The sequence below is a fragment of the Vibrio sp. SG41-7 genome (assembly GCF_014164465.1).
Taxonomy (GTDB): Bacteria; Pseudomonadota; Gammaproteobacteria; order Enterobacterales; family Vibrionaceae; genus Vibrio; species Vibrio splendidus.
In genome coordinates, this window is the sequence record NZ_JACJFF010000106.1 from 1 (window position 1) to 16,669 (window position 16,669).

Below are 16,669 nucleotides of genomic sequence, written 5' to 3' on the forward strand. Positions count from 1 at the left end.
AAGCCGCTGATTTCTCAGCGGCTTTCTTTAATGTGGTGGAGGGATAGGGATTTGAACCCTAGAACCGCTATTAACGGTTGCCGGTTTTCAAGACCGGTGCTTTCGACCACTCAGCCATCCCTCCATTGGCGTGAATAATATAAGGGGGAGACTGCCTTGTAAACCCTTAATTATCATAATCTTGTTTGGTTGCTTGTTTTCTAGTCATTAAGCGGCAATAAAAAAGGGAAGCCATTAGCTTCCCTTTTCTGTTTGATGACTATTTAGTCATTTTTTGTGTAGAAACGCTGTAGCTCAGTCAGGCCTTGCATCAACACAGGTAAGCGAGGGCTTACGTTTTTCAGACGTTTGTAATTCTGGTCGTACAATTTGTAGTTACCAAATTTATCTAACACCGTTGTTTGCTGGTCAGTAACAAGAGCAAGTTCACGAGAGTCGCCCGCGAGAATCCACTTTCTTTTACGCTCATTAAACAGGCTGCGACCGCTACTGAAATCTGTTGGGTTTGAAGATACGCCCAATAGCTCTTGCATCAACGTTACAGACACGTCCAGATGACTAGAACGGTGAGTGTATTCAGAAGCAGACTTACCAGGCCAGCTGATAAATAGTGGCACTTGTAACTGATAGCGACTGTAGTTGGAGTTTGCGCCCCAGCTGTTGGTCTTAGTTTCGTTAAACTCGCTACCGTGATTAGAAGTAATGATAACCACCGTGTTGTCGGTTAGCTCTAAGCGTTCCAGTTCAGCGTAGATTGTTGCTAGCTGAGCATCGGCTGCTTGAGCAGACTTTTGATAGTCTGCAGCAAAACGTTCTGCTGTCGTTAACGTTGAGTCTGACTCTGAACTTGAATCGTAGCTAGAGAAGTTATCCAGCGTGGTCAGCTCAATGAAGTTAAACCAAGGGCGTTTAGCTTGTGGTGATTGAATCCAGTTAGACCAAGCTTGTATCGCGCTTTTGTCATCATAAGTTGCTTGCTCTGGCATAACATCACGGCCTCGGAAGATGATTTCCGAGTAAAGTGCATCGTCAAAGTTGTCGCCACTGAAAGCCGCAAACTTATAATTGTGATTATCTAAAACGTCCAACAGTACTGCACTTGAACCTTGAGCTTCGATGCTGCTTGCATAGCTGCTTGGAAGGCCATAGAACAAACCGAAGATACCAAACATGTCGTTACTTGAACTGTAGTGATTGGTGAAGTTGATCGATTGTTGTGAGTATGCGTAGCTGTTTGGCATCGCTGTGGCATTAAGTGCATCAGAGCGAAGGTTGTTTACACTCACCATCAGGATATTAAGATCATCACTGCGGCGGTTGTATTGAATTTTTTCGAGCGGGTAGCTAACTAAGTTTACGTTCTCTTTGTTGGCTTCTAAACGCTGTAGATACTCTTCACGGTCTAACAGACCATGTTTTTCCATAAAGCTTTTCGCTGTCATTGGGTATGACAGTGGGAAGTTCGCTTTCTGGCTAGTAATTGGGTTGTAGAAATACGCATCAGCCCACATGTAGGTCAAGTGGCTGCTGATAAAACACAAGAAGAAGACGGCAGTAATCGGACGGCCAATGTGTTTATGAGACAGTTTACGTTGCTTACGCCAAACCCACTCAGACAGACCTAGCTGTAATAAGAAGATAAGTGGCATAACAATGAAGAGGTGTTGCAAATCAGATGTGAATGCAGACTCCTCTCCACTGAATAAAACCTCCCACACGACAGGTGTCAGGTGGAGGTTTATATTTTGATACGTTTGGGTATCAATCAGTAGGACAGTTAAACCTATGGTTGCAAAGCAAACGGCAACCAAACGTAATAACTTCCTCGACGGAAGAACAAAAGTGAGCGGAAACAGCACTAATAGATAAAGCGCGAATACTAAAAACCCGAAATGACCAACCCAAGATGCAGCCAAATAAAATTGACCCAGTAGGGTTTCTGGCCAAGCAGATTGAGTAATATAACGAGTACCAATCAACATCGCAGCAATGATGTTGAAAAATGCAAACCAGTGACCCCAACCAACAAGTCGAGATACGCGATCGCTATATGAGTTTGCGCTGTCTACCATTTATAATTCTTTTATCCGTCAATCAAATTTAGTGAGACTTTTTATCTTCAAGAGAAGAGATTAAAGCTTCGGCAAATTTTTCAGCAATTCCTTTGCGTTGTGAAGCAGCAACATTCTGATTTAAGACATTGGTTGCGATATTTCCAGCGATCATCAGTGAAAGTTCTGGTGAAGCTTTGTGCTTAGTGAGTACAGCACCTACTTCAGCTAGGATTTTTTCAACTTGATCATCTGTGTATTTAGATATAATCGGCATAAGGACTCTAATAATGATAGTAAAAGCGGCTTATGATAACCTACTATGCACGACAACTGAAACCTGAACGGTAATATTTTCACTATGAGCCTTCACCTTTCCAACGTAATTTTACACCAGCTGAGCAAGAACGATCAGGATGAACTGATTGTTAACTATCGTGCTGAATCTCTAGAGAACGATGCTTCATCTGAAAGCCTAGTTGCTGAACTTCACCGTGTTTTTAATTCAAAAGCAGGCAAAGGATTTGGTTCTTTCAAATCCGACAGCGAATTCCAGCAGTCGTTGCATGAATTTCGAGCGGGAGAGCAAAGTTTCTATGATTTCTCTCAAAAAAGTGCGCTACGTCTAAAAGATGAGTTATCGAAGTACCCATTTGCTGACGAAGGCACTTTGGTACTCGCTGAATACCAATCACTGGCGACAGACTACCTTTTCATCGGTTTACTGCCTTCGAACCAAAGTTTGAAAGTGACTGAAGGGCTAGACATCAGTGCGACTGATTACCTTGATATCTCAAAGATGGATATTGTGGCGCGCCTTGATCTTTCAACATACGACACAGACAAAGAGTCAAACCGTTACTTAACTTACATTAAAGGACGTGTTGGCCGTAAAGTCGCGGATTTCTTCTTAGATTTCTTACAAGCTGAAGTCGGTTTGGATGCGAAACAGCAAAACCAAGTACTGATGCAAGCGGTAGAAGATTTCGTTTCAGACTCTAAGTTAGAAAAAGAAGAAGCGATCAGCTATAAAAAGCAGGTTGCGGATTACTGTAACGAACAGCTAAAAGCGGGCGATGAAGTTCAAGTTCGTGAACTTTCTGGAGAACTGCCAGCAAGCACAGATGGTACAAGCTTCTTTGACTATACTAGTGAGCAAGGCTACGAGTTAGAAGACAGTTTCCCTGCTGATCGCGCAACTATGCGTAAACTAACAAAATTTGTTGGTGCTGGTGGCGGTTTGAATGTTAGTTTTGATAGTCTGCTTCTAGGCGAACGTATCTTTTACGATCCGGAGACAGACACGCTAACGATTAAAGGCACTCCACCGAACTTACGTGACCAACTGACTCGCAATAAGTCATAGTCCGAAGTTAATGAGTAAAAGCGGCAGCAAGATGTTGTCGCTTGTTTTGTGCTTAGTCTTTTAGCAAGTGTCATGGCTTCAAGTTAACACGCACAAGGAATATAGATGGAACAATCAGTAGCAAAGCCCAAACGCTTTAAAAAACCGGCCACTTTCTTGGTTGTGCTCTTGGCTCTGTGGCTACTTCCTTCATTGGCTCTCCTTAATCTAAGCCGTTCCTACACCAATTCTCTTGCTCAAATTGAAGAACTCGGCATTCGCGTCAATGAATTGAGGCAATCGCTTTATTTCTCTGAGCCGCTGCGAGTCTCTCGTATCAATGAGTTAGCACTTGATGCTCAGTTGGTTTATTCGATCCGACTGCAGATTGAATCTGATTTTCAACACGCCTTGTTTCGTCCTGATGTGAATCAACTGCTTTACGTAGCCGATCAGTTCCTAGAAAAGTTTGATGAGTTCATCCCGATAGAAAGTCAGGTTCAAGACATCGTTGACAATATTAAGATACTGCGCGCTGATAAAGAGCTTTCCCCTAAACTAAAACCGCTACTCAATGAATTCGGCGTTGTTGTCTTTGAAGCGATGTATTCTGACAATCAAAGCTCGTCAGCGACTTATCGTGCGTTTGATTCCATTCTAGAAAAATCATATTCATTAAAAACTGAAGAGCAAGACGCACTGCAACAGTTATTGGCTGATGCCTCAGCGTTGTTGAGTGATTACGCTCAGCTCAATTATTTAGTCGATAAAATCAAGAAAAACTCGGTGAACGAACAGATCATTAAACTTGAAGCTGAGTTCCATGACCGTCAGTTTAACCTATTGCTAGTGATGCTAGGTTTAAGCTTGGTAACGATGATCACATTAGTGTTGTGGGGCGTTAGATCGAGAAAATTGATTCAACAAGCAGACAATGAACTGAGCCCTGAACCAGTTACCGATTCAAGTAAGGAAAATGCTTCCTCTGCGGTGAAGCAACCAAGTGACGACTCTTCCGTATTGGAGATTACGCCACTGAGTAAACATCCCAACCTTCAACCTCAAGAGGGTGTTAACGTAACAAGCCAGAAAATTGTTCAGCAGAACACTGAGGAAACTCCAGTGGCAGAGAAACACATCGCAAGTGTCACTGATTCGAAGCCTGCGATTGATATTGAAGACATGCTAGAAACGCTTGATGGTGATGCTGAGTCTGTCGAATTGCTACTTGGTGTTTTTGTACAAGATCACGCTGATGATTACACGAAGTTCAAATCTCTTCTCACTAAAGATGAAACCTCTGCTGCTCGTATTGTACATAGCTTAAAAGGTGTGGCTGGCAGTATAAAAGCATCTCGATTAGCGATCATTGCAGCAACCATTGAAATGACAATGAAACAGTCGAGAGCGATCAGTGAACACGATTTAGAAGAACTAGAGGCGGCAATAAAAGCCTCTATAGATGCTGCGTTTGAATATTTAGATAAGCAGCGTTAACTTTTGTAGGAATTTTGACAATACTCTGACGAAGTGCTCATACAATCCGCGCCCTTAGTCTTTGTCAGAGGTTTACATGTTACGATTTTCGAGTCGACGTTGGATGGTGTTGGTGCTTAGTATTGTGCTAAGTGGTTGTTCTCTATTAGAAGTTAAGTTAGATACTCAGACGACGCCTCTCACTCAACAAGAGCTGAATGCTCGAATCATGACGCGTGAATACGCCAAGATGTTTTTTATGCGAGTAGAAGACTCAGCCGATCTCATTGCTCAATCTTACCCTGCTGATGACACCTTACATCAATCTTACGTCTTGCTTTGGAAGATCCATGCGGAGCAGGGCTTACAGCAAGCGGCTTATCAAACTTCACCGATGTCTGCCTTAATCGACTCGTGGGTGTTCACAGCCCAAATGAATCAGTTTTATCGCCAAGGCGATGGCGCGGATCTGTTCGCGACGGATGATGCGGTAGAGACTGCTCGTTTTCTTGATCAAGAAGCAGAAAAACTGGCAAAGGGTGTATTGAGCTCCAGTGATTTCAAGAACAGCAAAGTGTTCGTTGCGCAGTTTGCTGCTAGCCACCCATTTAAAGACCTCACATTCAGAAGCACACCCGCTTACCGTGAATGGCTGAGTTACCTAGGTAAAGACGAGTCGCAAATTGTCCAGAGCTTAGGCACTATGCCAGAAGCAATGAGCGACGCATCCGATCGTTTAAGTTTGATGGCTGATCAGACGCCTAAACTAATGTCTTGGAAAGCGGAACTGGTTGCGTTAAACAGCTCGCTAACGGGTGAAGACCTATCGATGACGCTGGAAAGCCTTCGTCAAACATCAGCAAGTATGCAGGACTTCATTGAGAATAACCCTGAGTACATGCAAACATTGGCTTCTATTATGTCGACAGAAATGCAGCCATTGCTCAACGATCTTAGCGATAAAACAGACCAAAAATTAGCGATGCTGAGTGATGAACGTGTGGCGTTAGAAAAAATGGTGACACGTGAAAGAGAAGCTCTGGTAGAGATGATTGCGAAAGAGCGCATTGAGATTGCAGGTATCGTGACTTCAGAAAGGGAGTTGTTTACGCAAGACCTTGACCGCGTATCTCAAGAGGTGGTGGTACTGGCGATTGATAAGCTGATGGAGTTAATCAAAAGTGTGATTATCTACTTCATCCTGTTTATCTTAGTGGTGTTCTTTGCACCGTTAGGCATCGGTTACTGGTTGGGTAAGCGAACCATAAATAGATAAATAGATAAATAGATAAATAGTAAATAGATGAACCAGTAGATCAAAAAAAGAGCGCTCTAGGGCGCTCTTTTTGCATTTATATCATTAACGTTTTTGTGCTTACTTTCTAAAGCTCTGAGGCATTAATTTATGCTTGCTGCTTAGTAAGTTCTGCCGCTTCTTCAGTTTCAACGGCTGGTGCTGTTGGTTCACACTTATCAACGAACCACCCCATGTAAGAGGTCACGATAGTCACGATGATACAGATGAAGCTTAGCCACATGAACGGTGCGTAAGATAGCGTTGCAACGCCTAGAATACTCGCCATGTAGATACCGTTATCACTCCAAGGAACCATGCCTGAGGTTAACGTGCCACCAAACTCAGCATTACGAGATAGGTTCTTACGTTTGTAGCCCAAACGGTCGTAGTTCTTCGCACAGATTTTTGGCGTAAGGATTAACGATACGTACATCGCAGAACCGAACACGTTACCCATGAAAGCCGTACCAATGGTGCTGGTTGCTAGTGAACCTGCGCTGTTTACGCGGCGCTCAAACACTTTAGCAATTGTCTCTAGTACGCCCACTTTATCCAGCAAGCCACCGAAACCTAAACCAAATACGATAACCGCGACCGAACCAAGCATTGAAGACATGCCACCACGGTTAAGAATTGAATCAATGAATTCTACGCCAGATGAGATAGAGAACGGTGCCCAAGCAGTGTTGAATGCCGTTAGGAAATCGATCTCTTGGATCATGACTGCCCAGATAATACCAAGCAGAGAACCAAAGCTGATTACTGGGAATGAAGGCATACGGAAAGCCAACAGGCCAAGCACGATCAGTACTGGAACGAATGAGTAAGGCGTGATGTAGAACTGAACTTCCATTGCTTTGATGACAGAATCTACTTGGCTCATGTCAACATTACCTGCGTAGTGGAAACCAAACGCAGTAAACATGATGCCAGTAATAATGTAGCTGATTAGCGCAACAGGCAGCATGCCTTTGATGTGTTCAACCACTTCGACACCAGACATTGAAGAAGCCAGAATCACTGAATCAGAAAGTGGAGACATCTTGTCACCGAAGTAACAGCCTGATAGCACCGCACCCGCTGTAATTGGTGCTGGAACACCTAAGCCTTGGCCAATACCCATCATCGCGATGCCTGCAGTACCCGCAGCACCCCAAGACGTACCGGTCGCCAATGCGGTTAGAGAACAGATGATCATGGTCGCTAAAAGGAAGATAGAAGGGTGGATAGCTTTCAGACCATAGTAAATGATAGTAGGTACGATCCCGCCTGAGATCCAAGTACCAACAAGAGCGCCAACGGCTAAAAGTATTAAAACCGCGCCTAAGCCATTGGATATTCCTTTGAGTGCTGCTTTTTCTAAGTCTTTGTATTCGTGGCCAAGACGAATACCAAGAACCATGATAATGAACCAACCAATATACAAGGCAAGTTGAATTGGAAGGTCAAGCTTTGCTGTAAAGGAAAAAGCAAGGGATAGAAATAGTCCTAACGCGATGAATACCTGTAATAGGTTCGGTAGGCGAGTTTTACTCTGCTTCATAAAAGCCTCTTGTTAATTCGAGCATTTATAGTGCTTCGTTATAGTGTGTGGTGCAAAACGGACACTACAGTAATTAGTTTATTATATCGAAAAAATACGCCCAAGTTGTGATATTTGACTGTTAACTCAATCAATTGTGGTTTCATAATCTGAAATTTTGTTAAATTCATGATTGTTACATGTTGAAGTTTGTCGCACGTTGTTTTTGTTTTGTAAAATATAATTCTGATTAACCTTGGTTTAAAAGAGGGATTTACTGTTTGTGATGGGTGTCGATTCAAGCGATTTTGGCGATGTAAATGTTTGAATCTGACGATAATGGGTGCTTTAACAATGGTGTAGACATTGAATGTCGATACAGAGATAACTGCACGATTCATTACGTTCACTTAAAAGAAACGAAAAAGTTACACTTTTTGACAAAAAGCGCTTGAGTTCTGTTTCTGAAAAACTTATAGATGGGGGAGAGCAATTTTTAATTTATACATGGAGAGTGAGCGATGAGAGTAGGTCTAGTTGGTTGGCGCGGTATGGTTGGTTCTGTACTAATGCAACGTATGGTTGAAGAGAAAGACTTCGACTTGATTGAGCCTGTTTATTACAGCACATCTCAGATTGGTATTCCTGCCCCTGTTCTAGGTGGTAAAGATGCGGGTCTACTTCAAGACGCCTTTGATATTGATAGCCTAAAACAGCTTGATGCTGTGATTACCTGTCAAGGTGGCGATTACACATCAAAAGTATACCCAGCATTGCGTCAAGCAGGTTGGAAAGGTTACTGGATTGATGCGGCTTCTACCTTACGTATGGACGCTGATTCAATCATCACTCTTGATCCTGTTAACTTGGCTCAAATCCAGCAAGGCATTCACGGCGGTACTAACACTTTCGTTGGTGGTAACTGTACTGTGAGCTTAATGCTTATGGCTTTGGGTGGCCTTTACGAGAAAGGTATGGTCGAGTGGATGAGTGCCATGACTTACCAAGCGGCTTCTGGTGCAGGTGCTAAGAACATGCGTGAACTGATCTCACAAATGGGTGTGATCAACGATAGCGTAAGTTCAGAGCTAGCAAACCCTTCAAGTTCCATCCTTGATATTGATAAAAAAGTCGCTGATACCATTCGTTCATCTTCATTCCCAACAGACCAATTTGGTGCACCGCTTGCGGGCTCACTAATCCCTTGGATCGATGTGAAGCGTGAAAATGGTCAAAGCAAAGAAGAATGGAAAGCAGGTGTTGAAGCGAACAAGATTCTTGGCCTAGATGGTCAGCCAATCCCGATTGATGGTACTTGTGTACGAATCGGTGCAATGCGTTGTCATGCACAAGCACTAACAATCAAGCTTAAGCAAGACGTGCCAATGGACGAGATCGAAGAGATCATCGCGACGCACAATGATTGGGTTAAAGTGGTTCCTAATGACCGTGACATCACGGCACAGGAGCTAACACCAGCGAAAGTAACAGGCACTATGTCTGTACCAGTAGGTCGTCTGCGTAAGATGTCTATGGGTAACGACTTCCTGAACGCGTTCACTGTCGGTGACCAATTACTTTGGGGTGCTGCAGAACCACTACGTCGTACTTTGCGCATTATCCTTGCTGAGAAAGCGTAACTGCCTCATTTTTGAGAATAATTAACGAAGAAGCGCCTTAGGGCGCTTTTTTTGTTTCTGATGACAGAAGCCTGACTTTAAAACCTTACCTTTCGTGCGTCTTAAAGTTGGAGCTAGAAAATGAAAGCAAACCTTAAAGGTTTTACTCTTATCGAGTTGATTGTTGTTATCGTCATTATTGGTGTTTTAGCAGTTGTTGCAGCACCTAGGTTTTTAAACATACAACATGATGCTAGGGCTTCGGTTATGGAAGGATTGGGAGCATCTGTCCATACTGCGGCTGATTTGGCGTTTGAAAAAGCCGCCGTGGAAGGTATGGAAGACCAAGAATCATATTTGATTCCTGAGTATGGGCGAGTGAAGTTTGGTTACCCCGCGGTTGAAAAAGGGGGAATGGAAAACTTTTTAGCGATTGATTCAGGGTTTCATGACCTGACTACTGAGTGGACATGGGCAGCGCATAATAATGGCTCAGTGAGTGACCCAGACCTGTGGCTGATTACCCGGTCGGAATATTTGTCGGACGTTCTTCCTAATGACTTCAATACCGCTATCAAGAATACGCAATGCTACGTGGAATACACGGCTGCGATGGAAGCGAACGATGACTATAAAGTAGAGGTCTTCACAGACGGCTGCTAATGAGTAAACAAGTCAGTTAATAAAGTAAAAGAGCTCTTTAGGAGCTCTTTTTTTGTTTTTATTCTGTTTCGTCGGTAACGACACGCTTGTCTGGGTCTGCCAATTCACTCGCACAGTGTTTGCAATACATGGCATCCGAATCATGGCCGGCTCGGTTGCAGTTCGGGCATTTAACCAACTCTTTGTGTGAGTTCATCTCATTACTGAGCTCTGCAGTAATAATCCCTGTAGGCACCGCTAAGATAGAGTAACCCAATAGCATGGTAAGTGAAGCGATCGCTTTACCTAACGCGGTTTGGGGAATCATGTCACCGTAGCCAACCGTGGTGATGGTTACGATTGCCCAATAAATACTGTGGGGAATACTGGTGAAGCCATTTTCTGGTCCTTCAATAACAAAGATCAGAGCGCCGAAGATAACGACCAAGATACCCACTGTACTGAAGAAGATCAGTATCTTTCGTCGTGCCATCAACAGTGAGCGCAACAAGATATTGGAATCTTGCAGGTAGCGAACCAGTTTTAGGATTCGGAAGATACGCATCACACGCAGCAGTCTTACCACCCCCATAAATGAAGCACCAGGGAAGATGATCGCTAGGTAGGTTGGAAGAATCGCCAATAGGTCAACGACACCATAAAAGCTGGTGGCGTAGGATTTGGGTTTTGGAGAGCAATAAAGTCTCAGCAAATATTCGAGAGTAAAGAGGGCTGTAAAGGTGTATTCGATATAACGCAGCTGTTGTGACCATTCGGTCATCACATTAGGGATGGACTCTAAGATCAGAACCAACAGCGAAGCCAAGATAGCAACGATCAGAGAGATATCAAATGCACGTCCGGCTGGCGTGTGAGTACCAAAGATAATGACGTACAAATGATGCTTGAGTGGCTTGCGTGACATAAGGAAAGATTCATCTTCTGTTAAATGCATTAACAATCATTATACAAGCTTCATAATAACGAGGCGAGTGAAAGCCCAATTGCTTTACTCGCCTCATCTATCGTTCAGTAGTGGTCGCCCTTTTAGAGCAACTGAAATGCCGTTAAATGTTATGCCAAACCTGGGAACAGGTTACGTAGGCCATTGGCGATGAACTCGATGCCCAATGCACCAAGAATCAAGCCCATGATACGAGTGATGACGTTGATACCGGTTTGACCTAAAAAGCGAACGATAACCGGCGCTGAACGGAACAGAAGCCAAGAGCACGTTGCAAATGCGATGATACTAATGCCGATGCCGACCGTATCAATAGCAGCAGGGTAGCGAGACCCATAAACAATGGTCGAGCTGATTGCACCCGGGCCTGCCATTAGCGGCATAGCCAGTGGAACAACTCCGATTTGCTCTTTGCTGATGTATTCAGATTTCTCTTGTTTGTTCTGTTTATCTTCACCGAGCTTACCGCTCATCATCGAAAATGCGATGCTCAGCAATAGCAAACCACCTGCAACACGAAATGAATCTAGCGAGATGCTGAACATATCAAGCAGCATTTGCCCCGCAACAAGCGACACAATCAGGATAACGGCAACAGCAATGTTTGCTTGTAAGGCTGTCCTGTTCCTCTCTTCTGGCGGCATATGAGCCGTAAGAGAAACAAAAACAGGCATGATGCCGATAGGGTTTACGGCAGCAACAAGCCCAAGGAAGAATTGCATAAAAATTGCGAGTTCTAAGCCTTGCATGAGAGCGGTCTCCAGTTAGCGTACTTAAAGTAGAAGTGTTGATCTGTGAATAGTCAGAGCGCGTAATGTAAGGGACAAACTGAATTTGCACGAATGAAAAAAACTAACCTGAAATAGGGGATTTTTTTTAGAAAAACTAATTGAATCTCACTTTTGTATTCGCCTTGTTGAAAGCTAGTTGTTAGTGTTTCATTTTGTAACTTGTTATTGAGTAACTGTTAACCATCGCACGAATTTAATAAAAATTATGTCAGAATCTAGCCGCTGCAACGGTATGGATATACTCTCAGTAGCACGAATATAGCTGTATACATGTAATTTAACGGACTAAAAATGAAACTTTTTTACAGTTTATGACGCTATGTAGAAAAAAGTTGTCTGTTTGCTTGTTTTTTGTGCTAACGAAAAGTGTGATTTTAATCTATGTAAATCATGCTCTTAAGTTGATTTTTGCGATTGCCTTACTACTTTCTGGTTAATTCTTTTTGGGTAACTGATCTGGGTCAATTTTTTTCACACAGTGAAATAATATACTCAGTCCTGAAAGCAATTTACTAAGAACGCTGATGTTTAAGGTTAAAAGCAAGCAGCGAATTTAATAAAAAGTTTTTAATATTTATTATTTTAGGAGATCCACCATGCCTGTAACTAACTTAGCGGAACTTGATGCTCTAGTAGCTCGCGTTAAAGCAGCACAAGAAGAGTTTGCAACATTCTCTCAAGAGAAAGTAGACGCAATCTTCCGTGCAGCTTCTCTTGCTGCTAACCACGCTCGTATCCCACTTGCACAACAAGCAGTTGCTGAATCTGGAATGGGTATTGTTGAAGATAAGGTTATCAAAAACCACTTTGCATCTGAATTTATCTACAACAAATACAAAGACGAAAAAACATGTGGCATCTTAGAAGAAGATGACAGCCTAGGCACAATGACTATCGCTGAGCCTGTAGGTATCATCTGTGGTATCGTTCCAACAACGAACCCAACTTCTACAGCAATCTTCAAATCTCTAATCTCTCTTAAGACACGTAACGGCATCATCTTCTCGCCACACCCACGAGCAAAGAATTCTACTAACGACGCTGCTAAACTTGTTTTAGACGCGGCTGTTAAAGCGGGCGCACCAAAAGACATCATCGGTTGGATCGACCAACCATCTGTAGAGCTTTCTAACGCGCTTATGAAGCACGACGGTATCGCGCTTATCCTAGCTACTGGTGGTCCAGGCATGGTTAAAGCAGCATACTCTTCTGGTAAGCCTGCTATCGGTGTTGGTGCTGGTAACGTTCCTGTAGTTATCGATGAAACAGCTGACATCAAACGTGCTGTAGCATCTATTCTTATGTCTAAAACATTCGATAACGGCGTAGTATGTGCTTCTGAGCAAGCTGCAATCGTAGTTAGCGAAGTATATGACGAAGTTAAAGAGCGTTTTGCTTCTCACAAAGCTCACGTTCTATCTAAAACTGACGCAGATAAAGTACGTAAAGTTCTTCTCATCGACGGCAACCTAAACGCTAAAATCGTAGGTCAACCTGCTCCAGCAATCGCTGAAATGGCGGGTGTTAAAGTTCCTGCTGATACTAAAGTTCTTGTAGGTGAAGGTCTTGGTAAAGTTTCTTACGATGACGAATTCGCTCACGAGAAACTGTCTCCAACTCTAGGTCTATTCCGCGCAGACGATTTCGAAGACGCTGTTGCTCAAGCGGTAACGATGGTTGAAATCGGTGGTATCGGTCACACGTCTGGTCTTTACACTAACCAAGACGTAAACGCAGATCGTATTCGTTACTTCGGTGACAAGATGAAGACGGCTCGTATCCTAATCAACATCCCTACTACTCACGGTGGTATCGGTGACCTGTACAACTTCAACGTTGCACCTTCTCTAACTCTTGGTTGTGGTTCATGGGGTGGTAACTCTATCTCTGAGAACGTAGGTCCTAAGCACCTTATCAACAAGAAAACTGTAGCGAAGCGAGCTGAAAATATGTTGTGGCACAAACTACCTAAGTCTATCTACTTCCGTCGTGGCAGCCTTCCAATCGCAATGAGCGACCTAGAAGGTAAGAAACGCGCATTCCTAGTAACTGACCGTTTCTTGTTCAACAACGGTTACGCAGATGACGTAGTACAAATCCTGAAATCTCAAGGTATTGAAGTTCAAGTATTCTTCGATGTAGAAGCGGATCCAACATTGTCTGTTGTTGAGAAAGGCGCTGAAGCAATGAAGAGCTTCCAGCCTGACGTAATCCTTGCTCTAGGTGGCGGTTCTCCAATGGATGCTGCTAAGATCATGTGGGTTATGTACGAGCACCCAGAAACTCACTTCGAAGAACTTGCAATGCGCTTTATGGATATCCGTAAACGTATCTACAAGTTCCCTAAAATGGGTAAAAAAGCTGAGCTTGTATGTATCACTACAACTTCAGGTACGGGTTCAGAAGTTACGCCTTTCGCCGTTGTTACTGACGACAAGACTGGTGCTAAATACCCACTAGCGGATTACGAAATCACGCCAAACATGGCTGTTGTTGATGCTAACCTAGTAATGAACATGCCTAAGTCTCTAACAGCGTTCGGTGGTTACGATGCCGTAACTCACGCTCTTGAAGCTTACGTATCAGTTCTTGCGAACGAATACTCTGATGGTCAAGCTCTACAAGCTCTTAAGATGCTTAAAGAATACCTACCATCAAGCTACAAAAACGGTTCAGCAGACCCAATCGCTCGTGAGAAAGTACACAACGCTGCAACGATTGCTGGTATTGCCTTTGCGAACGCATTCCTAGGTGTGTGTCACTCAATGGCTCACAAAATTGGTGCTGAGTTCCACCTACCACACGGTCTTGCTAACGCACTACTTATCTCAAACGTTGTACGTTACAACGCGAACGATAACCCAACGAAGCAAACTGCATTCTCTCAGTACGACCGCCCACAAGCACGTCGTCGTTACGCTGAAGTTGCTGACCACCTAGGCCTAAGCCAAGCTGGTGACCGTACTGCTCAGAAGATTGAACGTCTACTAACTTGGTTAGAAGAGCTTAAGAACGACCTAGACATCCCACTATCAATCCAAGCTGCGGGTGTTAACGAGTCTGACTTCATCGCTAAACTAGACGAGCTAGCTGTTGAAGCGTTCGATGACCAGTGTACCGGTGCTAACCCACGTTACCCACTAATCACTGAGCTAAAAGAAGTACTAACAACGTCTTACTTCGGCACTCCTTACGTTGAAGGTGAAACTTTCGAAGGCACTACAGTGATTCTTAAGAAAGCTGACCAAAAGCCAGCTGACGCGAAAGCGCCAAAAGCTAAAAAAGAAAAAGCTAACGCGTAATAAGTAAGCATTAGTTTTGAGATAAGTTTTCGCTAGCACGAACCTTATCTATCGGGAAAAGATCAAAGCCCTAGTCGAGAGACTGGGGCTTTTTTTATGTTTGTTGCCTGATCTACGCGGCTTGAAAGGCTAGAGTAATGTCACTCAATTAGAAATGAATGGCTCAAATGTGCTTGGCATCGGGGAAGAACTAAACCTCAGCAGCGACCACTCGTCCACTAAAGTAATCATTAGAGACGATGTATTCCGTTGTTCTGGTCAGTTCATCTTGCAGCTGAGCCCAGTGGCATCGGTTGAGCTTGCCATCGGAGTTATGGATTGCCGGGACAACACCGCCGACTCGAATACCAAATGGAGTCAGCTCTTTGGCCCAGCTATGGGTAAAGCCAGTAATCATTGAGTTCGCACTCTCTAAGCCGGACACGTCATGGAAGTCATCGTGAGAGATCACATTCACAATAACGCCTTCTTTATCCTCCTCTCGCAATCTCTCGGCACTGATTTGCCCAAATGCGAAAAGAGTCGTAGCCATAGAAGAAAGATCATTGATAAAGCTACTGACAGGTTGATCGCCAATTAAGCTTGGCATCGGGGAGCTTATCCAATTATTGACCAGTACATCGGGTGTAGTGTTGAAGGTGGTTTGAATAAAATCAAACACGCTGAGAATTGCTTGGTTGTCATTACTTTTGAGTGTGTAGTGGTAAACCGAGTCAGAAAAACGAGCACATTGTAAATAGGTCGCTTGAAGTGCTTCCGTGTCTTTATCACAAAGGATGACTGTGGCTCCAAGGTTAACAAAGTGGTTCGCAATCGTCCCTCCGAGTTGCGAGCCTGCAGATGTCACCAATATGATTGAGCTTTTTATTTCCATCCCAGCACCTAAATAAATCGTCCATGTCGGATAAGGATGGGTTAAATTTCATACAATGGGTGTGAAGAGGTTCAAACTAAGGCGTGCCAATTGATAAGTTTTTATGAACTTAGTGGCAGCTCACATTTCGCAGTAACTTCAAGTAGTAATCGACAACTCGTATTTCATGTTCACCCAAGGCTGGTGGTTCATATCACGCATGTGAATGATTTGAAATGCGCGAACTAATCAAGAATAGCAGTGGATAGAGAACGAAAAAGAGGAAAGGTAAGTGACAGCTATACTTGAGCTTGAATTTGGTACTGACGCTGAGCAGTTGATAGTTCATTGTAGAGCGTAGCAAGTGGCAAATCAGGAACCTGTTTGTTTGCCAATTTACGTCGGTCATGACCAGAAAGGTTTTGGTAAACCTCTTCGGGTAAGTCGGCTGTATCTTCAGGCATGAAGGCAAGCGCTTCCGGTTTCAAGTAATGGCTGAGTTTTGCGCTGGCAAGGCTAGCTTGATGAAAATGATTAGATTGCTGAGCTGAAATTTCATAAGAAGATTGGTTCGAACGCAGCGGCTGCGGTTCTGCCACGCCGAAGTGTTTACGTAGGCGATCTTCAGTTGTCTCTGTGACTTCAATGGTGTCAATCGGCGTGCAATCACGACCGTCATTATGACCATCAGCAAGAACATCACCGCGTGCAACTGGTTCACCAGGAAGTACAGTTGGACGTTGGTTAATACATGTGTTTTGGTTCGAACGCGTGTACTTAGTTAGGTTGTAGATATCGATACCAGCT

13 protein-coding genes and 1 tRNA gene are annotated in these 16,669 nt (G+C 43.7%); 6 read left to right on the forward strand and 8 right to left on the reverse strand.

Translation table 11 applies throughout. The features are described from left to right. Window positions 1–33 precede the first annotated feature (33 nt). The 3 genes from H5300_RS20575 to H5300_RS20585 all read right to left on the reverse strand — a co-directional run bounded on the left by H5300_RS20575 (window position 34) and on the right by H5300_RS20585 (window position 2,328). Window positions 34–124: transfer RNA gene (locus H5300_RS20575), tRNA-Ser, on the reverse strand. 139 nt (window positions 125–263) lie between these two features. Then, window positions 264–2,072, reverse strand: a complete 1,809-nt coding sequence (locus tag H5300_RS20580; RefSeq protein ID WP_017084047.1) for a DUF3413 domain-containing protein — start codon at window positions 2,070–2,072, stop codon at window positions 264–266. Between the two features lie 28 nt (window positions 2,073–2,100). Beyond that, on the reverse strand, window positions 2,101–2,328 hold the full coding sequence (locus H5300_RS20585; protein WP_004734063.1) for a YejL family protein: 228 nt from the start codon (window positions 2,326–2,328) through the stop codon (window positions 2,101–2,103). A gap of 84 nt (window positions 2,329–2,412) precedes the next feature. Here H5300_RS20585 and yejK point away from each other — a divergent pair, with 84 nt between their 5' ends. From yejK to H5300_RS20600, 3 genes are all read left to right on the forward strand, one after another. After that, complete coding sequence (gene yejK, locus H5300_RS20590) at window positions 2,413–3,417, forward strand: nucleoid-associated protein YejK (RefSeq protein ID WP_017079528.1); 1,005 nt, start codon at window positions 2,413–2,415, stop codon at window positions 3,415–3,417. A 105-nt stretch (window positions 3,418–3,522) separates the two neighbouring features. Next, entirely contained in the window at window positions 3,523–4,893 is a 1,371-nt protein-coding gene (locus H5300_RS20595; RefSeq protein WP_182796747.1) for an Hpt domain-containing protein, read from the forward strand. Between the two features lie 76 nt (window positions 4,894–4,969). Next, window positions 4,970–6,148, forward strand: coding sequence for a chemotaxis protein (locus tag H5300_RS20600; protein ID WP_102453268.1), 1,179 nt, complete (start codon window positions 4,970–4,972; stop codon window positions 6,146–6,148). 127 nt (window positions 6,149–6,275) lie between these two features. Here H5300_RS20600 and nhaC read toward each other — a convergent pair whose 3' ends face one another. Beyond that, on the reverse strand, window positions 6,276–7,712 hold the full coding sequence (gene nhaC, locus H5300_RS20605; RefSeq protein WP_017079531.1) for a Na+/H+ antiporter NhaC: 1,437 nt from the start codon (window positions 7,710–7,712) through the stop codon (window positions 6,276–6,278). A 500-nt stretch (window positions 7,713–8,212) separates the two neighbouring features. Between nhaC and asd the strand changes: the two genes are divergently transcribed. After that, window positions 8,213–9,331, forward strand: coding sequence for an aspartate-semialdehyde dehydrogenase (gene asd / locus H5300_RS20610; RefSeq protein ID WP_017079532.1), 1,119 nt, complete (start codon window positions 8,213–8,215; stop codon window positions 9,329–9,331). 120 nt (window positions 9,332–9,451) lie between these two features. Then, window positions 9,452–9,973: a prepilin-type N-terminal cleavage/methylation domain-containing protein gene (locus H5300_RS20615; RefSeq protein ID WP_182796748.1), complete on the forward strand. Its 522-nt coding sequence runs from the start codon at window positions 9,452–9,454 to the stop codon at window positions 9,971–9,973. A 58-nt stretch (window positions 9,974–10,031) separates the two neighbouring features. Here H5300_RS20615 and H5300_RS20620 read toward each other — a convergent pair whose 3' ends face one another. Both H5300_RS20620 and H5300_RS20625 read right to left on the reverse strand, forming a co-directional pair. Then, a complete protein-coding gene (locus H5300_RS20620; RefSeq protein WP_029224605.1) occupies window positions 10,032–10,877 on the reverse strand; it encodes an ion transporter in 846 nt (281 codons plus the stop codon). Window positions 10,878–11,026: 149 nt separating this feature from the next. Then, window positions 11,027–11,665: a YchE family NAAT transporter gene (locus H5300_RS20625; protein WP_004734056.1), complete on the reverse strand. Its 639-nt coding sequence runs from the start codon at window positions 11,663–11,665 to the stop codon at window positions 11,027–11,029. Between the two features lie 638 nt (window positions 11,666–12,303). On the opposite strand from H5300_RS20625, the gene adhE reads away from it, so the two are divergent. After that, window positions 12,304–15,009 carry a bifunctional acetaldehyde-CoA/alcohol dehydrogenase gene (gene adhE / locus H5300_RS20630; RefSeq protein ID WP_017084041.1) on the forward strand — a complete coding sequence of 902 codons (2,706 nt, stop codon included), beginning with the start codon at window positions 12,304–12,306 and terminating at the stop codon, window positions 15,007–15,009. 190 nt (window positions 15,010–15,199) lie between these two features. On the opposite strand, the gene H5300_RS20635 is transcribed toward adhE, so the two are convergent. Both H5300_RS20635 and H5300_RS20640 read right to left on the reverse strand, forming a co-directional pair. Beyond that, window positions 15,200–15,883: an SDR family oxidoreductase gene (locus tag H5300_RS20635; protein WP_004734052.1), complete on the reverse strand. Its 684-nt coding sequence runs from the start codon at window positions 15,881–15,883 to the stop codon at window positions 15,200–15,202. 278 nt (window positions 15,884–16,161) lie between these two features. Beyond that, complete coding sequence (locus H5300_RS20640) at window positions 16,162–16,518, reverse strand: VC2046/SO_2500 family protein (protein WP_405055145.1); 357 nt, start codon at window positions 16,516–16,518, stop codon at window positions 16,162–16,164. Between the last annotated feature and the right edge of the window lie 151 nt (window positions 16,519–16,669).